This is a genomic window from Streptomyces sp. NPDC048057, assembly GCF_040653095.1.
Lineage (GTDB): Bacteria > Actinomycetota > Actinomycetes > Streptomycetales > Streptomycetaceae > Streptomyces.
Window position 1 is genome coordinate 1 of the sequence record NZ_JBEZNF010000046.1, and the last position, 18,342, is coordinate 18,342.

Consider the following 18,342-nt stretch of genomic DNA (forward strand, 5'->3'; position numbering starts at 1 on the left):
GCCGCCCTCATACCCTGCGATCACTCCAAAGAGTGACCACGCGACCAGGCCAGACGTTAAGGATCAAGCTGGGCGTAGGGGGCGGAACTGCGCGAACAGCCACCCACCGGGTTGTAGCCGACGAACGACACTTCGCCGCACGGCGCGTAGTCAAGGGGTGCTGGGGCTCCGGAAACGGGCCACAGAGAGCAACGCTCCCGCAGGGGAACGGCGCGCACGTCTGGCCGCACAAGCGCAGCGCACGTCGAGGGAAACCGGACCGAAGCCGGCGGGCGTGGTGGCCCTTGCAGGGGCACCGTCGCGGGGTGGTGGTGCAAGATCCAGTCAAGGCGGCTGTGCTCGTCGGCCATCGCAGCCATACTGCTGGCCGGGGGAAGTCCCCCGAACCGCCGGGGGGCGGACCGTCGTCAGCGACCGAGGGGGAGGTCTCGTGACACATCCGCCAAGCACGTCAGGCGCGCCGAGCACGCACAGCGCGTCGAACACGCGGCGCGCGCCGAGCACTCCAAGCACGCAGAACACACCGAGAGCGGGAAGCAGTCGCGCCCCGCGCGACCCCCGCATCCCGCCCAGCACCCTCGCCGACGCCGCCGCCCAGCTCCGCGCCGCCGCCACGACCGAGCCCGGCCGGCTCCAGGTCATCGGGGCGGTGCTCGCCGCGCTGGTGCTCGCCTTCGGCGCGGTGACCGCGCTGGAGGTGTCGCAGCGCGCGGGCGCCGCCGACGACGTCGTCGAGCGCAGCCAGCCGCTGAGCGCGGACGCCGCGCTCGTCTACCGTTCCCTCGCGGACGCCGACACCGCCGCCTCCAGCGGCTTCCTCGCCGGCGCCGTCAAGGAGCCCCGCGCGGTGCGCGAGCGGTACGAGCAGGACGTCGCCCGCGCCTCCCAGCTGCTGGTGAAGGCCGCGACGCACGCGGACGGCCGCAGCGAGTCGGGTCGGCACATCGCCACACTCAACGAGCAGTTGCCGGTCTACACCGGGCACATCGAGACCGCCCGCGCCTACAACCGTCAGGGCCTGCCGCTCGGCGGTGCGTATCTGCGGTTCGCCAACGAGCAGATGACGAAGGTGCTGCTGCCCGCCGCGCAGAAGCTGTACGACGCGGAGACGGCCCGGCTCGACCGGGACGACGAGGACGCCCGCTCCTGGCCGCTGCTGTCCGTGCTCGTCGGACTCACCGCGCTCGCCGCGCTCGGCTGGGCGCAGCGCCGCAACTTCCTGCGGACGAACCGGGTCTTCAACCACGGGCTGCTCGCGGCCACCGCCGCCTGCGCCGTCGTGCTGCTGTGGCTGGTCGTCGCGCAGACCGTGGCCGCGGCCCAGTTGGGCGAGGCGCAGTCCAGCGGGCAGCAGTCCCTCAAGGTGTTGAACGACGCCCGGATCAGCTCCTTGAAGGCGCGGGCCAATGAGAACCTCGTCCTGGTCTCCCGGGGCGCGGTGCTCACGGACGACGGCAAGCAGGACAAGTACGAGACGGAGTACGCCCAGCACGTGCGCGAACTGGTCGACGATCTCGGCCGGGCCCAGCGGCTGGCCGACGACGCCGCGGGGCGCCGCCCCGTCGAGTCGGCGGCCAAGGGCGTCGACGACTGGCAGAAGCTGCACCGGCAGGTGAGCGAGACGGACCGGGACGGCAAGTACGAGCAAGCGGTGGAGAAGGTCATCGGGACGAAGGGCTCGACCGGAGAGTCCTTCGACGTGGTGGACGCCGCGCTGGACGATGCGCTGGCGCACGAGCAGCGCGAGTTCACGCGCGCCGCGGAGAACGGTCGGGGCGCTCTGAGCGTCTTGCCGGTCGGGGCCGTGGTGCTCGGCGTGGCGGGGGCGCTGGGCGCGGTCCTCGGGATCAACCGCAGGCTTTCGGAGTACCGGTGACGTCGGACGGCGCCGGTGAAAGGGTGAGAGGGGCGTGATGGGAGTGAAGGACACCGGACGCGCCGGGCGGTTCAGTCCGCGCGGCTGGGGCGGCGTGGTCGCCATGGCCGTGGCCTGCGCCGCGACCGCCGCCACCTTGCTGCCGCTGTCGCGGGACGCGGGCGCGGCGATCTCGTCCGCGGGCGCCCCCGAGAGCGGGGTGACGCCGGTGACGCGCGCCGCGGCGGAGGAGTGCGAGACGCCCGAGGCGTCCCTCACGCCGTCGTCCGCGGACGGCCCGACGATCGCCGCCATCAAGAAACGCGGCAAGTTGTTCGTCGGCGTGGACCAGAACAGCTACCGCTGGGGCTACCGCAACCCCACCAACGGCGCCCTCGAAGGCTTCGACATCGACCTCGCCCGGGCGATCGCCAAGGACCTCTTCGGCAAGAAGAAGGACGCCGTCATCTTCCGCGCCATCCCGACGAACCAGCGCATCCCCGCGCTGAACAACGGCACCGTGGACATCGTGGTCCGCACGATGACGATCAACTGCGCCCGGATCAAGCAGGTCGCGTTCTCCACCGCGTACTTCCAGTCCGGCCAGCAGGTGCTGGCCCCCAAGAAATCGGACGTCACCGGGTACGACGAGAGCCTCAAGGGCAAGCGGGTGTGCACCGCCGAGGGCTCCACGGCGAACGAGGCGCTCAAGGAGAACTCCTTCGGCGCCGTCTTCCAGGACGAGCACGACGGCCGGCCCGGCGACGCGGACGTGCTGACCGTGCCGAACCAGCTCGACTGCCTCGTCCGCCTCCAGCAGGGCCTGGTGGACGCGGTCGTCACCGACAGCGCGCTCGCCGCCGGCCAGGCGGCCCAGGACCCGGCGGTCGAGCTGAAGGGCGACAAGCCCTTCACGACCGAGTACTACGGCGTGGCGACCAGGCTCGGCAAGGACGACCTGGTGCGCCGGATCAACAAGGTCCTGGAGGAGTACCGCCCGGTCGCGTGGAAGCAGGCGTACGAGAAGTGGCTGAAGGCCGACCTGCCCGACATGACCGCCGCCCCCGCCCCCACATATCGCTCCGACTGACCGACGAAAGAGGTGATCGATGGGCGTCGCTGGATCCTTCCCCGACTCAGGAGACGGGCTCTTTGAGACGGTGATGGACCGGGACGAGGTCGACCGTGCCCTGGCCCGGTTGGGCTCCGAGCACGAGGCGATCGAGACCTCCCTGCTCGCCCTCCAGGACCACGCGGGCCGCAGACTCCTGGAGGGCGCCGAGCTGACGGGCGTCACCAAGGACCGCTGGGCCGCGACCGAGCAGGCGATCGCCCTGCTGTGGGGGTACTTCGACGCGTACAGCGACGCGCTGACGCGGATCCGGGAGGTCCGGGCCCGGCGCCGCTGGTCGAGCCGGGACGACCTGGTGGACCTGACGGAGCGGCTGCGCGGCCCCAGCGTCACCGTGGCGCACCGGGCCGGCGAGGCCGCCCCGCCGGGCGGTGAGGCGAAGCTGTCGGAACGGTTCACCCTCGCCGGCCTGGTGGAGCGGATGAACGAGCTGTACGCGACGTCGCTGAACATGGTGGTGACGGCGGACGCCGTGTGGTCGGCGCTGCCGGCCCGGATCGACCTGCTGTCGGCGGAGTTGCAACGCACCCGGTCGTTGGCGCACTCCGTGGGCGTGCGCCCCGGTGAGCACCCCTCGGGCGACGAACTGGAGGCGATCACCCAGGAGTTGGTGACGCTGCGGGTCCAGGTGGTCTCCGACCCGTTGGCGTTCTGGCGGCCCGCGCCACTGTCGTCGGCGCCCGGCGGGGGCCGCCCGGACACCGACCGCTACGACCGGGCGGCGCGCGCCCTGGAGGACGTCCGCCGGGAGATCGAAGCGGTGTTGCAGGTCCGGCAGGACTCCGAGGAGCGGCTGGTGCGGCTGCGGGACGTGCTGTCCCGCGCGGACCGCACCCTCGCCGAGGCGCGGGCCGCCCGCGGCGAGGTCCTGGCGAAGATCGCCGCGTCCGAGGTGCCGGCGGTGAGCGGGCCCCCGACGGTGCTCCAGGAGCGGCTGGTGACCGCCGCCGACCACCGCCGCCACTCGCGGTGGCACCGGCTGTCCCCGCTGCTGGAGTCCCTGGAGCGGGAGGCGGAGGACGAACTGCTGCGCGCCCGGGAGTCCCTGACGGCGGTGACCGCGCCGCTCGCGGTCCGCGCCGAGCTGCGCGGCCGGTTGGACGCGTACAAGGCGAAGGCGGCCCGGCACGGCCTGGTGGAGGACCCACTGCTGATCGAGCGGTACGACGCGGCCCGTCGGATGCTGTGGAGCGCCCCGTGCGACCTGCGCGTCGCCGACCAGGCCGTGTTGCGCTACCAGGCGGCGGTGGCGGAGGCGTTGACGCACGCGGAGCCCGGACGTCCGGGCTCCGTCGACGGCGGGGGGACGGCATGAGCGAAACGCACGTGAACAGAGGGAAGAACGGCGGCAGGCGGTGCCAGCGGCCCGAGTGCGACGGCGCGTACGAGGACGTGGGCGGCGGCGAGTTGTACTGCGACGCCTGCGGTCTCGCGCCGGTGGTGGCGGCCGGCGGCACGGGCAGCGCCCGCTCGCGGGCCCGCGCCGGCGCGTCCGCCCGCGGCTCGCGCGCGTCCCAGGGCTCGCGCGCCTCGTCCCGTTCCTCCCGCGGCGCGTCCCGGAGCTCCCGCACCTCCCGCTCCGCGTCCTCGCGCCGCTCGGTGTCGGGGCGGCTGTCGCGCACGGTGACGGGCGCCGGTGCCGCGTCCCGTACGGTCTCGGTCTCGGTGGTCTCCTCCGGCTCGACCGGGCAGGCGTCGGGGCGCGGGCGGCTGGGCGCGGGCCTGGTGAGCGTGCCGGAGGTGCCGCGCCCCGATCCGCGCTCCGCGGTGATGGAGGTGCCCGAGGTGCCCGAGCGCAAGCGGTTCTGCTCGCGCTCCGACTGCGGTGCGCCGGTGGGCCGGGCCCGCGGGGAGCGCCCGGGCCGCACCGAGGGCTTCTGCACCTCCTGCGGGCATCCGTACTCCTTCGTGCCGAAGCTGGAGGCGGGGGACGTCGTGCACGGCCAGTACGAGGTCGTGGGCTGTCTGGCACACGGCGGGCTCGGCTGGGTCTATCTCGCCGTCGACCGGGCGGTCTCCGACCGCTGGGTGGTCCTCAAGGGCCTCCTCGACACCGGTGACCAGGACGCGATGGAGGCGGCGATCTCCGAGCGGCGGTTCCTCGCCGAGATCGAGCACGCCAACATCGTCCGCATCTACAACTTCGTGGAGCACCTGGACCAGCGCACCGGCTCCCTCGACGGCTACATCGTCATGGAGTACGTCGGCGGCAAGTCGCTGAAGGAGCTGGCGAACGAGCGGCGCGACGCGGGCGGCAAGCGCGATCCGCTGCCGGTCGAGCAGGCCTGCGCGTACGGCATCGAGGCGCTGGAGGCCCTGGGCCACCTGCACGGCCGCAACCTGCTGTACTGCGACTTCAAGGTCGACAACGCGATCCAGCAGCAGGACCAGCTGAAGCTGATCGACCTGGGCGCGGTGCGCCGGATGGACGACGACGAGTCCGCGATCTACGGCACCATCGGCTACCAGGCCCCGGAGGTCGCCGAGAAGGGCCCGTCGGTCGCCTCCGACCTGTACACGGTCGCCCGCACCCTCGCGGTGCTGACCTTCGACTTCCAGGGCTACACGAACGTGTTCGTGGACTCCCTGCCCGACCCGGAGAACATCGAGGTCTTCCGGACGTACGAGTCCTTCTACCGGCTCCTGGTCCGGGCCACCGACCCGGACCCCACCCGGCGGTTCTCGTCGGCGCAGGAGATGGCGGAGCAGCTCACGGGGGTGCTCAGGGAGGTCGTCGCGCTCCAGACCGGGCGGCCCCGGCCGGCGCTGTCCACGCTCTTCGGGCCGGAGGTGAAGGTCGCGGACACGGAGCTGTTCGCCGCCTCGGCGGACGACGTGTCGGCGCTCGGCGCACGGCCGGTGCCCCGGGGCGCGTTCGGACGCGGTGCGCCGGCCGGCACGGGGACGGGTGCGGCGATCCCCCGTCAGGGTGGGCCCGGTGGTGCGCTCCAGCAGGGTGCGGCTGCCGGGGGTGCGCTCGGCGCCCGGCTCGCGCCCCGTCTCGCGCCCCTGGACACCTCCGCGGTGGCGCTGGCGCTGCCGGCCCCGCACGTGGACGCGGACGACCCGAACGCCGGGTTCCTCGCCGGTCTGCTGGCCGCGGCCCCCGCCGAGTTGGTCGCCGCGCTGGCCACGGTCCCCGTCGCCTCGCGCGGGACCCGGCTGCGGGAGGTGCGGGCCCGGTTGGAGACGGGCGAGCCCGCCGCGGCGGAGGACGTGCTGACGGAGGTGGAGCGGCAGCACGCCGACGACTGGCGGGTGATCTGGTACCGCGGCCTCGTCTCGCTGGTCGCCGGCGACGAACGGGGACTGGCATCAGCGGCCCTCTCCTTCGACGCGGTGTACGACGCCTTCCCCGGCGAGTCCGCGCCGAAGCTGGCGCTCGCCGTGTGCGCCGAACTGCTGGGCCAGTTGGACAACGCCGCCGAGTACTACCGCCTGGTGTGGACGACGGACCCGAGCCATGTGAGCGCCGCGTTCGGACTGGCCCGGGTGCAGCTCGCGTCGGGCGACCGCGCCGGCGCCGTGCGCACCCTGGAGTCGGTGCCGGAGGCGTCCATCCACTACACCGCCGCACGGGTGGCGGCCGTACGGTCCCGGCTGCGCCGGCGCGCCGCGCTGGACCCCCTGCTGGACGACCTGTCGGCGGCAGCGGCGCAGGTGACGGCGTTGCGGGAGGCGGGCCTCGACGCGGTCCGCGGTGAGCGGTTGACCACGGAAGTACTCGGTACGGCGCTGGACTGGGTAATCTCCGGAAGTCCCGGAGCACCACCGCCCCCGACGAGTTCGGCGAGCACCGCGGGTCCGGACGGCGCGCCCCGCGCGCTGCTCGGCTGCGAACTCGACGAACGGGGCCTGCGCTTCGGGCTGGAACGCTCGTACCGGGTGCTCGCCCGGCTCGCCCAACGCGGCGAGGAGCGCGTGGATCTGGTGGAGCGTGCCAATCGCTTCCGCCCCCGGACGTGGGTGTGATCGATGTCGTCGCAGAACGAACAGCCGACCGGGGCGGTCTCCTGCCCCGGCTGCGGCGAAGCCGTGGAGATCGAGGACCGCTTCTGCGGCAGGTGCGGTGCGGGCCTGCCGCGCGCCGCCGGTCGCCCGCCGGGGTCCGACCGGCCGACCCTGCCGATCAACACCGCGGCGCACCGGCTCCCGCCACAGGTGACGCCGTCGTCGCCGGGTGCCGGCGCGGCACAACCGGCGCCGGCGGCCTCGGCCACCTCGTCGTACGCCCGGCCGGCGGGGGCCGGCGGCCCTGCCGCGTACCCGCAGGGCGACCCGGTGAGCGCTGCGGTCGGCGGCGCCCGGGGCACGGGCACGGGTGGCGGCGCGGGTGACCCCTCGGTCGCCGGGGCGGCGGGCGCCGCGGAGCCCGTACGGCCGCGGTCCCGTCTCGCGGCCCTCGCCGACCTCGCCGGGCCGCCGCGCGACCCCTCCGCGCCCAGTGCGTGGGACGTGCTGCCGGACGCGCCGGGCCGGGTGCCGGCGGCGCAGTACGCACCGGCGGGCGGTGCGGGCGTGAGTGGCGGATCCGACGTGCCCTCGTTCGACCCGGAGTACGGGCAGGCGCCCCTGCCGGACGCCGCCGTCGAGGCGGACGTACGGCCGCGCGCCGAGGCCGGCGAGGGACCACCGCAACGCAGCGGCGGGGACTACGAGTTGCAGCAGCCGTCGCCGGAGCCGTCCGACGCCGGCGAACCGGTGCCGCACCAGCCGTCGTCCGGGACCGGGCAGCCGCCGCAGCCGCCGTCGCCGGACGGTCCCGACCCGCGGGCCGAGGGCACGGCCTGGTGCGTGGCGTGCCGCGCCGGCCGGGTCGACACCGACGGCTACTGCGAGAACTGCGGACACGCCCAGCCGCGCGAACGCGACCACCTGGAGCAGGAGCTCGGACCGCTGGCCGCCGTGAGCGACCGCGGACTGCGCCACCACCGCAACGAGGACGCGTTCGCGATCTCGACCGCGACGCTGTCCGACGGTTCGCCCGCGGTCGTGGCGATCGTCTGCGACGGCGTGTCGTCGGCGACCCGCCCCGACGAGGCGTCACAGGCCGCGTCCCGTGCGGCCTGTGACGCCCTGACGGCGGCGCTGCCGCGCGGGGTCCACCCCGAACAGGCCATGCGGGAGGCGATCGTCGACGCCGCCGCCGCGGTGAACGCCCTCGCCGCGCCCGCCCCCGGCGGCGACGCCCTCGACCAGGACCAGCACCGCCAGCAGAACGCCCCGGCGTGCACCGTCGTCGGCGCGGTGTCGGCGGGCGGGCTGCTGATCGTCGGCTGGGTCGGCGACAGCCGCGCGTACTGGGTGCCCGACGACCGCGGCGCCCCCGCGGCCCGGCTCACCGAGGACGACTCGTGGGCCGCCCAGATGGTGGCGGCGGGCCTGATGAGCGAGGCGGAGGCGTACGCGGACGAGCGGGCCCACGCGATCACGGGCTGGCTCGGCGCCGACGCGTACGAACTCGACCCGCACACCGCCGTCTTCCGACCGGACCGCTCCGGGGTGGTCGTGGTCTGCACGGACGGGCTGTGGAACTACGCGGAGGGCGCCGACGACATGGCCGCCGCGGTGCCCCGCGACGCCGCCGAACGCCCGCTGCACGGCGCCCGCGTGCTGGTCGGGCACGCCCTCGACGGCGGCGGCCACGACAACGTCACCGTGGCGGTGTTGCCGATCTCCGTCGAACCGTGAGGTCGGTCGGCCATGACGTGACGTGACCGCACCGCCTCCTCAGTACAGCGTGATCACCGTGTGTCCCACCGTGTCCCGCATGGAGCCTCCAAGGAGTCCCTGACATGGCCAACTTCTCCACGTCGCAGGCGCCCCGGTCATCCGTCTTCTCCGACTTCTCCGTCGATGTCTATCAGAACGAGTTCCTGCCGGAGGACGGCCGGGAGGTGAGCGCGATCGTCACCGTCACCTCCACCGGCGGCGGCACGGGCGGGGGCACCCCGCTGGCGGGCGCCTCGGCCTCGCCGACCGGCATACCCACGCCCGCCCCGGGCGCCGCCGTCGTCATCATGGTCGACTGCTCGGGCTCGATGGACTACCCGCCGACGAAGCTGCGCAACGCGCGCCAGGCGACGGCCGCGGCGATCGACACCCTGCCGGACGGGGTGGAGTTCGCGGTCGTCGCCGGGACGCACGAGGCCAAGGAGGTCTTCCCGGGCGACGGCGGACTCGCGGTCGCCGACGCCCGGACCCGGGCCGCCGCCGTACGCTCCCTGCGCGGACTGACGCCGGGCGGCGGCACCGCCATCGGCACCTGGCTGCGGCTGACGGACGAACTGCTCGCGGACGCCGCCAGCCGCATCCGACACGGCATCCTGCTGACCGACGGCCGCAACGAACACGAGTCACCGGAGGACCTGCGGGCCGCGCTGGACGCGGTCGCGGGCCGGTTCACCTGCGACGCTCGGGGCGTGGGCACGGACTGGGAGGTCCAGGAGGTCACCGCGATCGCCTCCGCGCTCCTCGGCACCGCGGACATCGTCGCGGACCCGACCCACCTGGCGGCCGACTTCACGTCGATGATGACCGAAGCCCTCGGCAAGGAGGTCGCGGACGTCGCGCTGCGGCTGTGGACGCCGGTCGGCGCGGAGGTCGTCTTCGTCAAGCAGGTCGCACCCGCCGTCGAGGACCTGACCGACCGCCGCACCGAAGCGGGCCCCCGGGCCGGGGACTATCCGACGGGCTCGTGGGGCGACGAGTCCCGCGACTACCACGTCTGCGTGCGCGTGCCCGACGCCGGCGTGGGCCACGAGATGCTGGCGGCCCGCGCCTCGCTGATCGTCCCGGCCGCGGACGGCGGGACGCCGCAGGTGCTCGGCCAGGGGCTGGTGCGGGCCGTGTGGACGGACGACCTGGCGGCCTCCACGGCGATCAACGCGCAGGTCGCGCACTACACCGGACAGGCCGAGTTGGCGGCGGCGATCCGCGCCGGACTAGACGCCCGCAAGTCCGGGGACTTCGACGGCGCGACGGCGAAATTGGGCCGCGCGGTGCAGTTGGCGGCGGCCTCCGGCAACGCGGACACTGCGAAACTCCTTTCGAAGGTGGTGGACGTGGTCGATGCGGCGACAGGTACTGTGCGACTCAAAGCAAAGGTCGCGGACGCCGACGAGATGACTCTCGAAACGCGCTCCACGAAGACGGTCCGCGTCAAGAAGTAGGGGCGGGTCGTCGACGACGGCCACGTATCGAACAGCGGCCCTCGGGCCGGACGAGGAGAGGGGGCGGCGCCTCCATGCCGACCTGCCCGAACGGTCATCAGTCGGGCGCCGACGACTGGTGCGACGTCTGCGGCCAGCGCATGGCCGGTCCCGGCGTCGCGCCGGGGTCCGTGCCCCCGCCGCCTCCGCCGCAGCCGGGGTACGGCTTCCCGCCGGCCGGGGATCCCCATGCCACCGCCCAGGCGGAGCTGTGTCCGCAGTGCCGCACCCCGCGCGAGGCGATGGCGCCGTTCTGCGAGGAGTGCCGGTTCAACTTCGTGACGAACAAGGCGACGTCGTACACGCCGGTCGCGACGACACCGCCGCCCGGTCTGAACCTCCCGGCGGGCTTCACCAACCGCCCGGCGCCGCAGGCTCCGCCGGCTCCTCCAGGTCCCGGCCCGCAGAGCCACGGTCAGCAGGGTCCCGGCCCCGGTCCGCAGGCGGGCGGGTTCCCGCCGGCACCGCCGATGCCCGGACAGCCCGGCCCTGGCCCGGTGGCTCCCGGCCCCGGCCCGATGGGTCCCGGTCCGGTGAGTCCCGGCCCGATGGGTCCCGGTCCGACGGGATTCGGGCCGCAGACGCCGGCGCCGCAGGGTCCTGGGCCACACGTCCCGGGTCCCCAGGTTCCGGGTCCCCAGGCGCCCGGCCCTCAGGCCCCGGGTGCACCTGACGCGTACGACTTCCAGGGCTCGCGTCCGCCGCAGGGACACCAGCCCCCGCCGCCCCCGCCGCCCGGTTTCCCGCAGGGCTCGGCCGGCGTGCAGCAGTCGCCCCCGCCGCCGGCGTTCCCGCAGCAGGTGCCCCCGCAGCAGCAGCCGGTGCACCCGGGTGCGGGGCCGGCCGCGGACGACTGGCCGCTGAGCCCGCCGCCCCCGCAACAGCAACAGCAACAGCAACAGCAACAGCCGATACAGGCGCCGCCGTTCGGCGGCCCGCAGCAGCCGGCGCCGGGCCCCGGCACCTGGACGGCCGTCATCGGGCCCGACCGTGAGTACTTCCTCGCGATGATGCAGCGCAGCGGCCCGGACGCGAGCGGCCTCGTGCTCCCCGCGTACTCCCCCGAGCAGCAGCTGCCGCTCACCGGCACCCAGGTGACGATCGGCCGCCGCCGCCAGTCCACGGGCGAGGCCCCCGACATCGACCTGTCGGTGCCCCCGGAGGACCCGGGCGTCTCCCACCAGCACGCGGTGCTGGTCCAGCAGCCCGACGGCTCCTGGGCGGTCGTGGACCAGAACTCCACGAACGGCACGACGCTCAACGGCGCGGAAGAGCCCATCCAGCCGTACGTCCCGATCCCCCTGACGCACGGCGACCGCGTCCACGTCGGCGCCTGGACCACCATCACCATCCGCCACGCCTGATGCCCGCTGGGGGCGCCACGACGCGGCGCCCCCAGCACGCGATCTGCCGTCCCGCCGCTTCCCGGCGGGGTGACCTCACCCCCCACCGCCCCCCAGCTCCCACGCGTACGGGCCCGACGGGTCGTCCAGCCACGCCCACTGCCTCCGCGCACCCACCGTCACCCCGAAGCGGTCCCGCAACGGACGGTGTTCGCGCTTCCACAAGGACAGCGCCTCGCGCGGGTCCAGGCTGCCCGCCGTCAGCGTCAGCAGGAAGCGGAAGAGGTCGTCGTCCAGGACCTCCCTCGGCAGGCCCGCCACACCCACCCGCGGCGCCCCCGCCGCCCCCCGCAGCGGCACGAAGTACGCCGGCGTGCGCAAGAAGCGGCCCTCCGCGAAGCGGCCCCGGGCGTCGTCCCGTACCCGCAACGCGATCAGGCCCGTCGACAGCGGAGCCACGATCCGCGCGTCGGGGCGGCACTGGGCCAGCCAGGAGTGCGGCACCGACGGCAGGGTGCAGGTCGCCACGATCCGGTCGAAGGGCGCCCGCCCCGGCACCCCCCGGGCGCCGTCGCCGGTGACGACGGCCGGACGGTAGCCGGCGACCGCCAGGTGCACCCGCGCGGACTCGGTGATCTCCGGATCGACGTCCACGGTCGTGACGTGCGCCTCCCCCACGCGATGGCACAGCAGCGCCGCGTTGTAGCCGGAGCCGGCGCCGATCTCCAGGACGGAGTCGCCGTACCGCACGTCCAGCGCGTCCAGCATCCGCGCCATGACCGAGGGCTGGCTGCTGGAGGAGAGCAGCACCCCGTCGCGCACCCGCGTGGCCAGCGGACCGTCGTGGTACGCCCCGCGCAGCCACCGCTCCCGGCGGGCCGGGTCGGGGTCCTCGCACCACAGCCGCTCGTACTCGCCCGGACCGGTGGGGACGTAGTAGTACGGCACGAACAGGTGCCGCGGCACCTCTTCGAAGGCGAGCCGCCACGCGGGGTCGGCCAGCCCGCCGTCCGCCGCCATCGCGCGCACCAGGGAGCGGCGGGCCTCGTCGGCGGGCTCGGTGTACGGCTCCAGGTACGTCCCCATGCCTCCACTGTCCTGCGCGGCCGGGCCGGTGGCGAGCACCCCCCGCCCCTCGGCCCCGCCGGCCCGGTCGGCCCGCCGGCCGGAGGTCCTAGGACCCCGGTCCTCGTCCCGGTCATCTGAGACGATGGACGGGTGAACGAGATTCCGCGGGGCACCCTTCAGGAACAGACCTTCTACGAGCAGGTCGGCGGCGAGCCGACCTTCCGTCGCCTTGTTCACCGCTTCTACGAGGGCGTCGCCGAGGATCCCCTGCTGCGGGCGATGTACCCGGAGGAGGACCTCGGCCCGGCCGAGGAGCGGTTCGCGCTCTTCCTCATGCAGTACTGGGGCGGTCCGCGCACCTACAGCGAGAACCGCGGCCACCCCCGGCTGCGGATGCGGCACGCGCCGTTCCAGGTCGACCGCGCCGCGCACGACGCCTGGCTGAAGCACATGCGGGACGCGGTGGACGAGCTGGAGCTGGCGCCGGAGCACGAGCAGCAGCTGTGGAACTACATGACGTACGCCGCCGCCTCGATGATCAACACGGCCGACTAGGGCCCTTTCGTTTGCAAGATCCGAACGAAAGACCCTAAGCCGTCCGTTCCGGGGAGAACAGCGCGATGGGGTGCCGGGTGGCCCCCTCCAGCGCCAGATCGGCCAGGATCTCGCCGACCACGGTCACGAACTTGAACCCGTGCCCTGAGAACCCGCAGGCCACGGTCGTGGTCTCCGGCTGCGCCGGGTGCCGCCCGATCACGAAGTGCTGGTCGGGCGTGTTCGTGTACAGGCAGGTCACGGCCTTCAGGAAGGTGCCCGGCAGGGTCGGGAGGTGACGACGCAGGTGCCGCGCCATGTCCTGGACCTCGTGGTCGTGCACGGTCCGGTCGACGGTCCGGGCCGTGCAGACCTCGCCCTCGCGGAAGAAGGCGACCTTCACGCCGCCCTCGGGCCCGTCGAGCGCGGGGAAGCCGTAGCTCTGCGCGCCGGCCGCGTCCTCCCAGATGAAGACGGGCTGGCGGCCGGGGAGGTAGGGCCCGGTGCCGCCGTCGGGCTGGAACCAGTACGTGAGCTGCCGCTCCACGGTCAGCGGCACCCCCAGGTCGGCGAGGAGTTCGGGTGCCCACGCCCCCGGGCAGACCACCAGCCGCCCCGCCGTGTATGTGCCGAGCGCCGTGCGGACCGAGACGCCGTCCCCGTACGGCACCCAACGGGTCACGGGCTCCTCGAAGCGCAGTTCGGCGCCGTGCCGGGCGGCGAGTTCGAGGTGGGCGGCGACGGTCTCCTCGGGGCGGAGCACGCCGGCCGCGGTCTCGTACAGGGCGACCTCGTGGTCGGCGGGTGTGAAGAGGGGGAAGCGGCGGCGCAGTTCCTTCGCGTCGAGGAGTTCGTGCGGCAGGTCCCACTGGTGGGCGGAGCGCAGCGCTCCGGCGACGGTGCGACAGTCGGGCGCACCGATCATGAGGCCGCCGCAGAGGGTGGCGACGGGGCGGCCGGTGTCCCGCTCGACCTGCTCGTACAGCTCGTAGGCGCGCAGCAGGAGCGGTACGTAGGAGGGGTCCTCGAAGTAGGAGCGGCGGGTCATGCGCGAGCCGCCGTGGCTGGAGCCCAGGTCGTGGAGGGGGCGGTGCGCCTCCAGGCCGAGGACGCGTGCGCCGCGCGCCGCGAGGTGGGCGGCTGCGGCGCTGCCCATGCCGCCGAGCCCGATGACGATCACGTCGTACGCCATGCCGCCTCGCTCCCGTGGTGTGGTGCGGTCCGCGTTGCGTAGCCGTTCGGTCCGCGGGTCGTCCGTCCACGGCCGGTGGCGCCACCTTCTCACCGGGGTGCGCGACGGGCAATGGGGCTCCGGCGGGCCGGCGGGGAGGGCACGACGGCCCGGCAGGCGCCCCAGCCGGTCTCAGTCGGCGTATCCCATCCGGCGGGAGAGTTCGTCCGCCGCCGTCACCGCCCGCTTCGCCGCCGCGGGCAGCGCGTCCTCGCCCATCCGGTACACCGGCCCCGACACGCTCAGCGCCCCGATCACCGTCCCGTCGTACGAGCGCACGGGCGCGGCGACCGCGTTCAACCCCAGCTCCAGCTCCTCGACGGCGACGGCGTACCCCTGCTCCACGGCCTCGTCGAGCAGCGGGCGGAGGGCCTCGGGCGAGGTGACGGTGTGCTCGGTGAAGACGTCGAGACGCCCGGCCGCGAGGACCCGGTCCCGTACGGGGGCGGGGGCGTGCGCGAGCAGCACCTTTCCGCTGGAGGTGGCGTGCAGGGGGGTGCGGCGTCCGATCCAGTTGCACGAGGTGACGGCGGCGGTGCCGTGGGCCTGGGCCACGTTGACGGCCGCGTCGTCGTCGAGGACCGCGATGTTGACGGTCTCACCGATCTCGGCGGCGAGTTCATGGCAGAGGGACACGCCCTCGCGGACGACGTCGAGGCGGCGGGCCGCGGCGCCGGCGAGGCGCAGCATGCCGGCGCCGAGCCGGTACTTGCCGCGGTCCCGGGTCTGGGCGACGAGGCCACGGTTCTCCAGGGCGCCCAGCAGCCGGAACGCGGTCGACTTGTGCACTCCCAGCTCGTCGGCGAGTTCCGTGACGCCCGCTTCGCCCCGTCGGGCCAGGCTCTCCAGCACGCTCACGGCCCGGTCCACCGACTGCACGGCGCTGGGCTGCCCCTCGCCATCCCTCGCCATCTTCGCCCCTGCTCCCTCACCGGTCCGTGGTCGCCGGCACCGCGTACGGGCGCCGGGCGGTGCGTCGTGCCCTGCGCTCCTGCCCGTTCCCGGGCAGGTCAAGCGGTCGGGCGACGCCTCTTCGAGGTGGCGTCGGTCACCCCGGGCGGGTGGGGGTGACGCTGAGCACCCGGGGGCCGTTCGCCCGGACGGCGACGGAGCCGAAGGGCGTACGGAGCCGGAGCCAGGCGCCGGACGTGGGGGCCGTGGGGGTGGCAGGCGCGGTGGTGAGCAGCGCCACGGGGGCGCCGGGGCGCAGGAAGCCCAGGGAGTGCGCCGCGTGCACGGCGCGCAGCGGGAGGGGCGTGGGCGCCGCCTCGCGCGACCAGATCTCCCGTCCGATGCGGTCCCGCTCGGCGCGGGTGCGCCGCTCGGGCGGCAGTGCCTCGTCCCGGCGCCGGAACTCGGCGACCGCGGCGGCGACCAGTTCGCGCATCTGGGGCACGTCGGGGAGGCCGGGCAGTTCGCGCCAGCCGCCGCGGGGCGGCAGGACGCCGGCCCAGGGCGGTCCGGTGACGGGCGCGGGCAGGGTGAATCCGACGTCCTGGACGCGTTCCAGCAGTTCACCTGCGGAAACGGTGGAGTCCAGGGCGATCGGGGTGCCGAGCCGGGCGGTGCGGATCGCCAGCACCTCGAAGGAGGGCGGGCGGCCGAAGACCGCGAGGCTCGGTCGGGGCTCCCCGTCCGGTCCGCCGGCCTGGAGGCGGACGGCGGCGGCACGGTCGTAGTGGAGCAGCCGGGCGAGGAAGGCGGTGAGGTCCTCCGCCTCCCTCGCGTCGGCGAAGTGCAGGCTCTGCACGGGTGTGGTCATGCCACCAGCACGCCCTCGTCGGAGTCCGCTCCGTCCAGGTAGCGACGGAGGTGGGACCGCTCCTCCTCGGTGATCCGACGCGGACGGCCCGCTTCCAGGTTGTACGGGACCACGACGGTGGAGGCCCGCACGTAGACCTGGGACGAGCCCTCCGCGTCCTTGATCTCGTACGCGATGGTGAGCGATGCGGCGCCGATCCGGGTCACCCAGGACTCGATGACCACCGGCTCGTGCCGGTGGACCAGCGGGAGCACGTAGTCGATCTCGTGCCGGGCCACCACCGAGCCGCCGGAGAACGACGGGGAGCCGTCCTTCGGCCGGAGCCGGAACATGAAGTCGATCCGCGCTTCCTCCAGGTAGCGGAGGAAGACGACGTTGTTGACGTGGCCGAAGGCGTCCATGTCCGACCAGCGGAGGGGACAGCTGTATATGTGCCGAGCCATGGGTGACGGTTCCCGCTTTCTGTCCTTCGGCCGCCCGGTGGCGGTCGCTTGCTGTCGGCTCAGCCTCGGGTGAGCTTCTTGTACGTGGCGCGGTGCGGACGGGCCGCGTCCGGGCCCAGCCGCTCGATCTTGTTCTTCTCGTACGACTCGAAGTTGCCCTCGAACCAGAACCACTTGGAGTCGCCCTCGTACGCGAGGATGTGGGTGGCCACCCGGTCCAGGAACCAGCGGTCGTGGGAGACGACCACGGCGCAGCCGGGGAACTCCAGCAGCGCGTTCTCCAGGGAGGAGAGCGTCTCGACGTCGAGGTCGTTGGTGGGCTCGTCGAGGAGGAGCAGGTTGCCGCCCTGCTTGAGGGTGAGCGCGAGGTTCAGTCGGTTGCGCTCGCCGCCGGAGAGGACGCCCGCGGGCTTCTGCTGGTCCGGGCCCTTGAAGCCGAAGGCGGAGACGTAGGCGCGGGACGGCATCTCGACCTGGCCGACGTTGATGTAGTCCAGCTCGTCGGAGACGACGGCCCACAGCGTCTTCTTGGGGTCGATGTTGGCGCGGGACTGGTCGACGTAGCTGATCTTGACGGTGTCGCCGACCTTGATGCTGCCGGCGTCCGGCGCCTCCAGGCCCTGGAGCATCTTGAACAGCGTGGTCTTGCCGGCGCCGTTGGGGCCGATGATGCCGACGATGCCGTTGCGCGGGAGGGTGAAGCTCAGGTCGTCGATGAGCAGCTTCTCGCCGAAGCCCTTGCTGAGGTTGTTGACCTCGACGACGATGCTGCCCAGGCGGGGGCCCGGCGGGATCTGGATCTCCTCGAAGTCCAGCTTCCGCATCTTGTCGGCCTCGGCCGCCATCTCCTCGTAACGGGCGAGGCGGGCCTTGGACTTGGCCTGGCGGCCCTTGGCGTTGGAGCGGACCCACTCCAGCTCTTCCCGCAGGCGCTTGGCGCGCTTGGCGTCCTTCTGGCCCTCGACCTTGAGACGGGCCTGCTTGGACTCCAGGTAGGTGGAGTAGTTGCCCTCATAGCCGATGGCCCGGCCGCGGTCCAGCTCCATGATCCAGCCGGCGACGTTGTCGAGGAAGTACCGGTCGTGGGTGATGGCGACGACGGTGCCGGCGTACTTGGCGAGGTGCTGCTCCAGCCACTGCACGGACTCGGCGTCCAGGTGGTTGGTGGGCTCGTCGAGGAGCAGCAGGTCGGGGGCTTCGAGCAGCAGCTTGCAGAGCGCGACACGGCGCTTCTCGCCACCGGACAGGGTGGTCACCGGCCAGTCGCCGGGCGGGCAGCCTAGCGCGTCCATGGCCTGCTCCAGCTGGGCGTCGAGGTCCCAGGCGTTGGCGTGGTCCAGGTCCTCCTGGAGCTTGCCCATCTCCTCGCCCAGGGCGTCGGTGTACTCGGTCGCCATCTGCTCGGCGATCTCGTTGAACCGGTTGAGCTTGCCCTTGATCTCCGCGACGCCGTCCTCGACGTTCTCCAGGACCGTCTTCGACTCGTCCAGCGGCGGCTCCTGGAGCAGGATGCCGACGGTGTAGCCGGGCGACAGGAACGCGTCGCCGTTCGACGGCTGCTCAAGGCCCGCCATGATCTTCAAGACGGTGGACTTACCGGCACCGTTCGGGCCGACCACACCGATCTTGGCGCCGGGGATGAGGCTGAGCGTCACGTCATCGAGGATGACCTTGTCGCCGTGCGCCTTGCGCGCCTTGCGCATCGTGTAGATGTACTCAGCCAAGAGAAACCGTCCGGCAGATAAGTGGTGGGCAGAGATACC

The 18,342-nt window shown here is 73.6% G+C and carries 14 protein-coding genes; 8 read left to right on the plus strand and 6 right to left on the minus strand.

Features of this window, described 5'->3' with window-relative positions; genetic code table 11:
* Positions 1-562: 562 nt before the first annotated feature.
* From AB0E05_RS34150 to AB0E05_RS34180, 7 genes are all read left to right on the plus strand, one after another.
* A complete protein-coding gene (locus tag AB0E05_RS34150) occupies positions 563-1,876 on the plus strand; it encodes a hypothetical protein (RefSeq protein ID WP_361971110.1) in 1,314 nt (437 codons plus the stop codon).
* Between the two features lie 37 nt (positions 1,877-1,913).
* On the plus strand, positions 1,914-2,945 hold the full coding sequence (locus AB0E05_RS34155; protein ID WP_361971059.1) for a glutamate ABC transporter substrate-binding protein: 1,032 nt from the start codon (positions 1,914-1,916) through the stop codon (positions 2,943-2,945).
* A gap of 73 nt (positions 2,946-3,018) precedes the next feature.
* Entirely contained in the window at positions 3,019-4,302 is a 1,284-nt protein-coding gene (locus AB0E05_RS34160; RefSeq protein ID WP_361971112.1) for a hypothetical protein, read from the plus strand.
* Positions 4,299-6,959: a tetratricopeptide repeat protein gene (locus AB0E05_RS34165; protein WP_361971061.1), complete on the plus strand. Its 2,661-nt coding sequence runs from the start codon at positions 4,299-4,301 to the stop codon at positions 6,957-6,959. Before AB0E05_RS34160 ends, AB0E05_RS34165 begins: the two co-directional genes overlap by 4 nt.
* A 3-nt stretch (positions 6,960-6,962) precedes the next feature.
* Positions 6,963-8,678 carry a protein phosphatase 2C domain-containing protein gene (locus tag AB0E05_RS34170; protein WP_361971063.1) on the plus strand — a complete coding sequence of 572 codons (1,716 nt, stop codon included), beginning with the start codon at positions 6,963-6,965 and terminating at the stop codon, positions 8,676-8,678.
* A 104-nt stretch (positions 8,679-8,782) separates the two neighbouring features.
* Entirely contained in the window at positions 8,783-10,159 is a 1,377-nt protein-coding gene (locus AB0E05_RS34175) for a VWA domain-containing protein (protein ID WP_361971065.1), read from the plus strand.
* A gap of 74 nt (positions 10,160-10,233) precedes the next feature.
* Positions 10,234-11,562 (plus strand): FHA domain-containing protein, encoded by a 1,329-nt coding sequence (locus tag AB0E05_RS34180; RefSeq protein ID WP_361971066.1) that lies wholly within the window; start codon positions 10,234-10,236, stop codon positions 11,560-11,562.
* 75 nt (positions 11,563-11,637) lie between these two features.
* Here the strand turns inward: AB0E05_RS34180 and AB0E05_RS34185 are convergent, their stop codons facing one another.
* A complete protein-coding gene (locus tag AB0E05_RS34185) occupies positions 11,638-12,627 on the minus strand; it encodes a methyltransferase domain-containing protein (protein ID WP_361971068.1) in 990 nt (329 codons plus the stop codon).
* A 132-nt stretch (positions 12,628-12,759) separates the two neighbouring features.
* Between AB0E05_RS34185 and AB0E05_RS34190 the strand changes: the two genes are divergently transcribed.
* Positions 12,760-13,164: a globin gene (locus AB0E05_RS34190; RefSeq protein WP_361971070.1), complete on the plus strand. Its 405-nt coding sequence runs from the start codon at positions 12,760-12,762 to the stop codon at positions 13,162-13,164.
* A gap of 34 nt (positions 13,165-13,198) precedes the next feature.
* Here AB0E05_RS34190 and solA read toward each other — a convergent pair whose 3' ends face one another.
* The 5 genes from solA to ettA all read right to left on the minus strand — a co-directional run bounded on the left by solA (position 13,199) and on the right by ettA (position 18,303).
* Positions 13,199-14,335 (minus strand): N-methyl-L-tryptophan oxidase, encoded by a 1,137-nt coding sequence (gene solA, locus AB0E05_RS34195; RefSeq protein WP_361971072.1) that lies wholly within the window; start codon positions 14,333-14,335, stop codon positions 13,199-13,201.
* A gap of 171 nt (positions 14,336-14,506) precedes the next feature.
* Entirely contained in the window at positions 14,507-15,286 is a 780-nt protein-coding gene (locus AB0E05_RS34200; protein ID WP_361971073.1) for an IclR family transcriptional regulator, read from the minus strand.
* 136 nt (positions 15,287-15,422) lie between these two features.
* On the minus strand, positions 15,423-16,136 hold the full coding sequence (locus tag AB0E05_RS34205) for a hypothetical protein (protein WP_361971075.1): 714 nt from the start codon (positions 16,134-16,136) through the stop codon (positions 15,423-15,425).
* Entirely contained in the window at positions 16,133-16,579 is a 447-nt protein-coding gene (locus AB0E05_RS34210) for a thioesterase family protein (RefSeq protein ID WP_361971077.1), read from the minus strand. Before AB0E05_RS34210 ends, AB0E05_RS34205 begins: the two co-directional genes overlap by 4 nt.
* Positions 16,580-16,638: 59 nt before the next feature.
* Positions 16,639-18,303, minus strand: coding sequence for an energy-dependent translational throttle protein EttA (gene ettA, locus AB0E05_RS34215; protein WP_361971079.1), 1,665 nt, complete (start codon positions 18,301-18,303; stop codon positions 16,639-16,641).
* Positions 18,304-18,342: the final 39 nt, after the last annotated feature.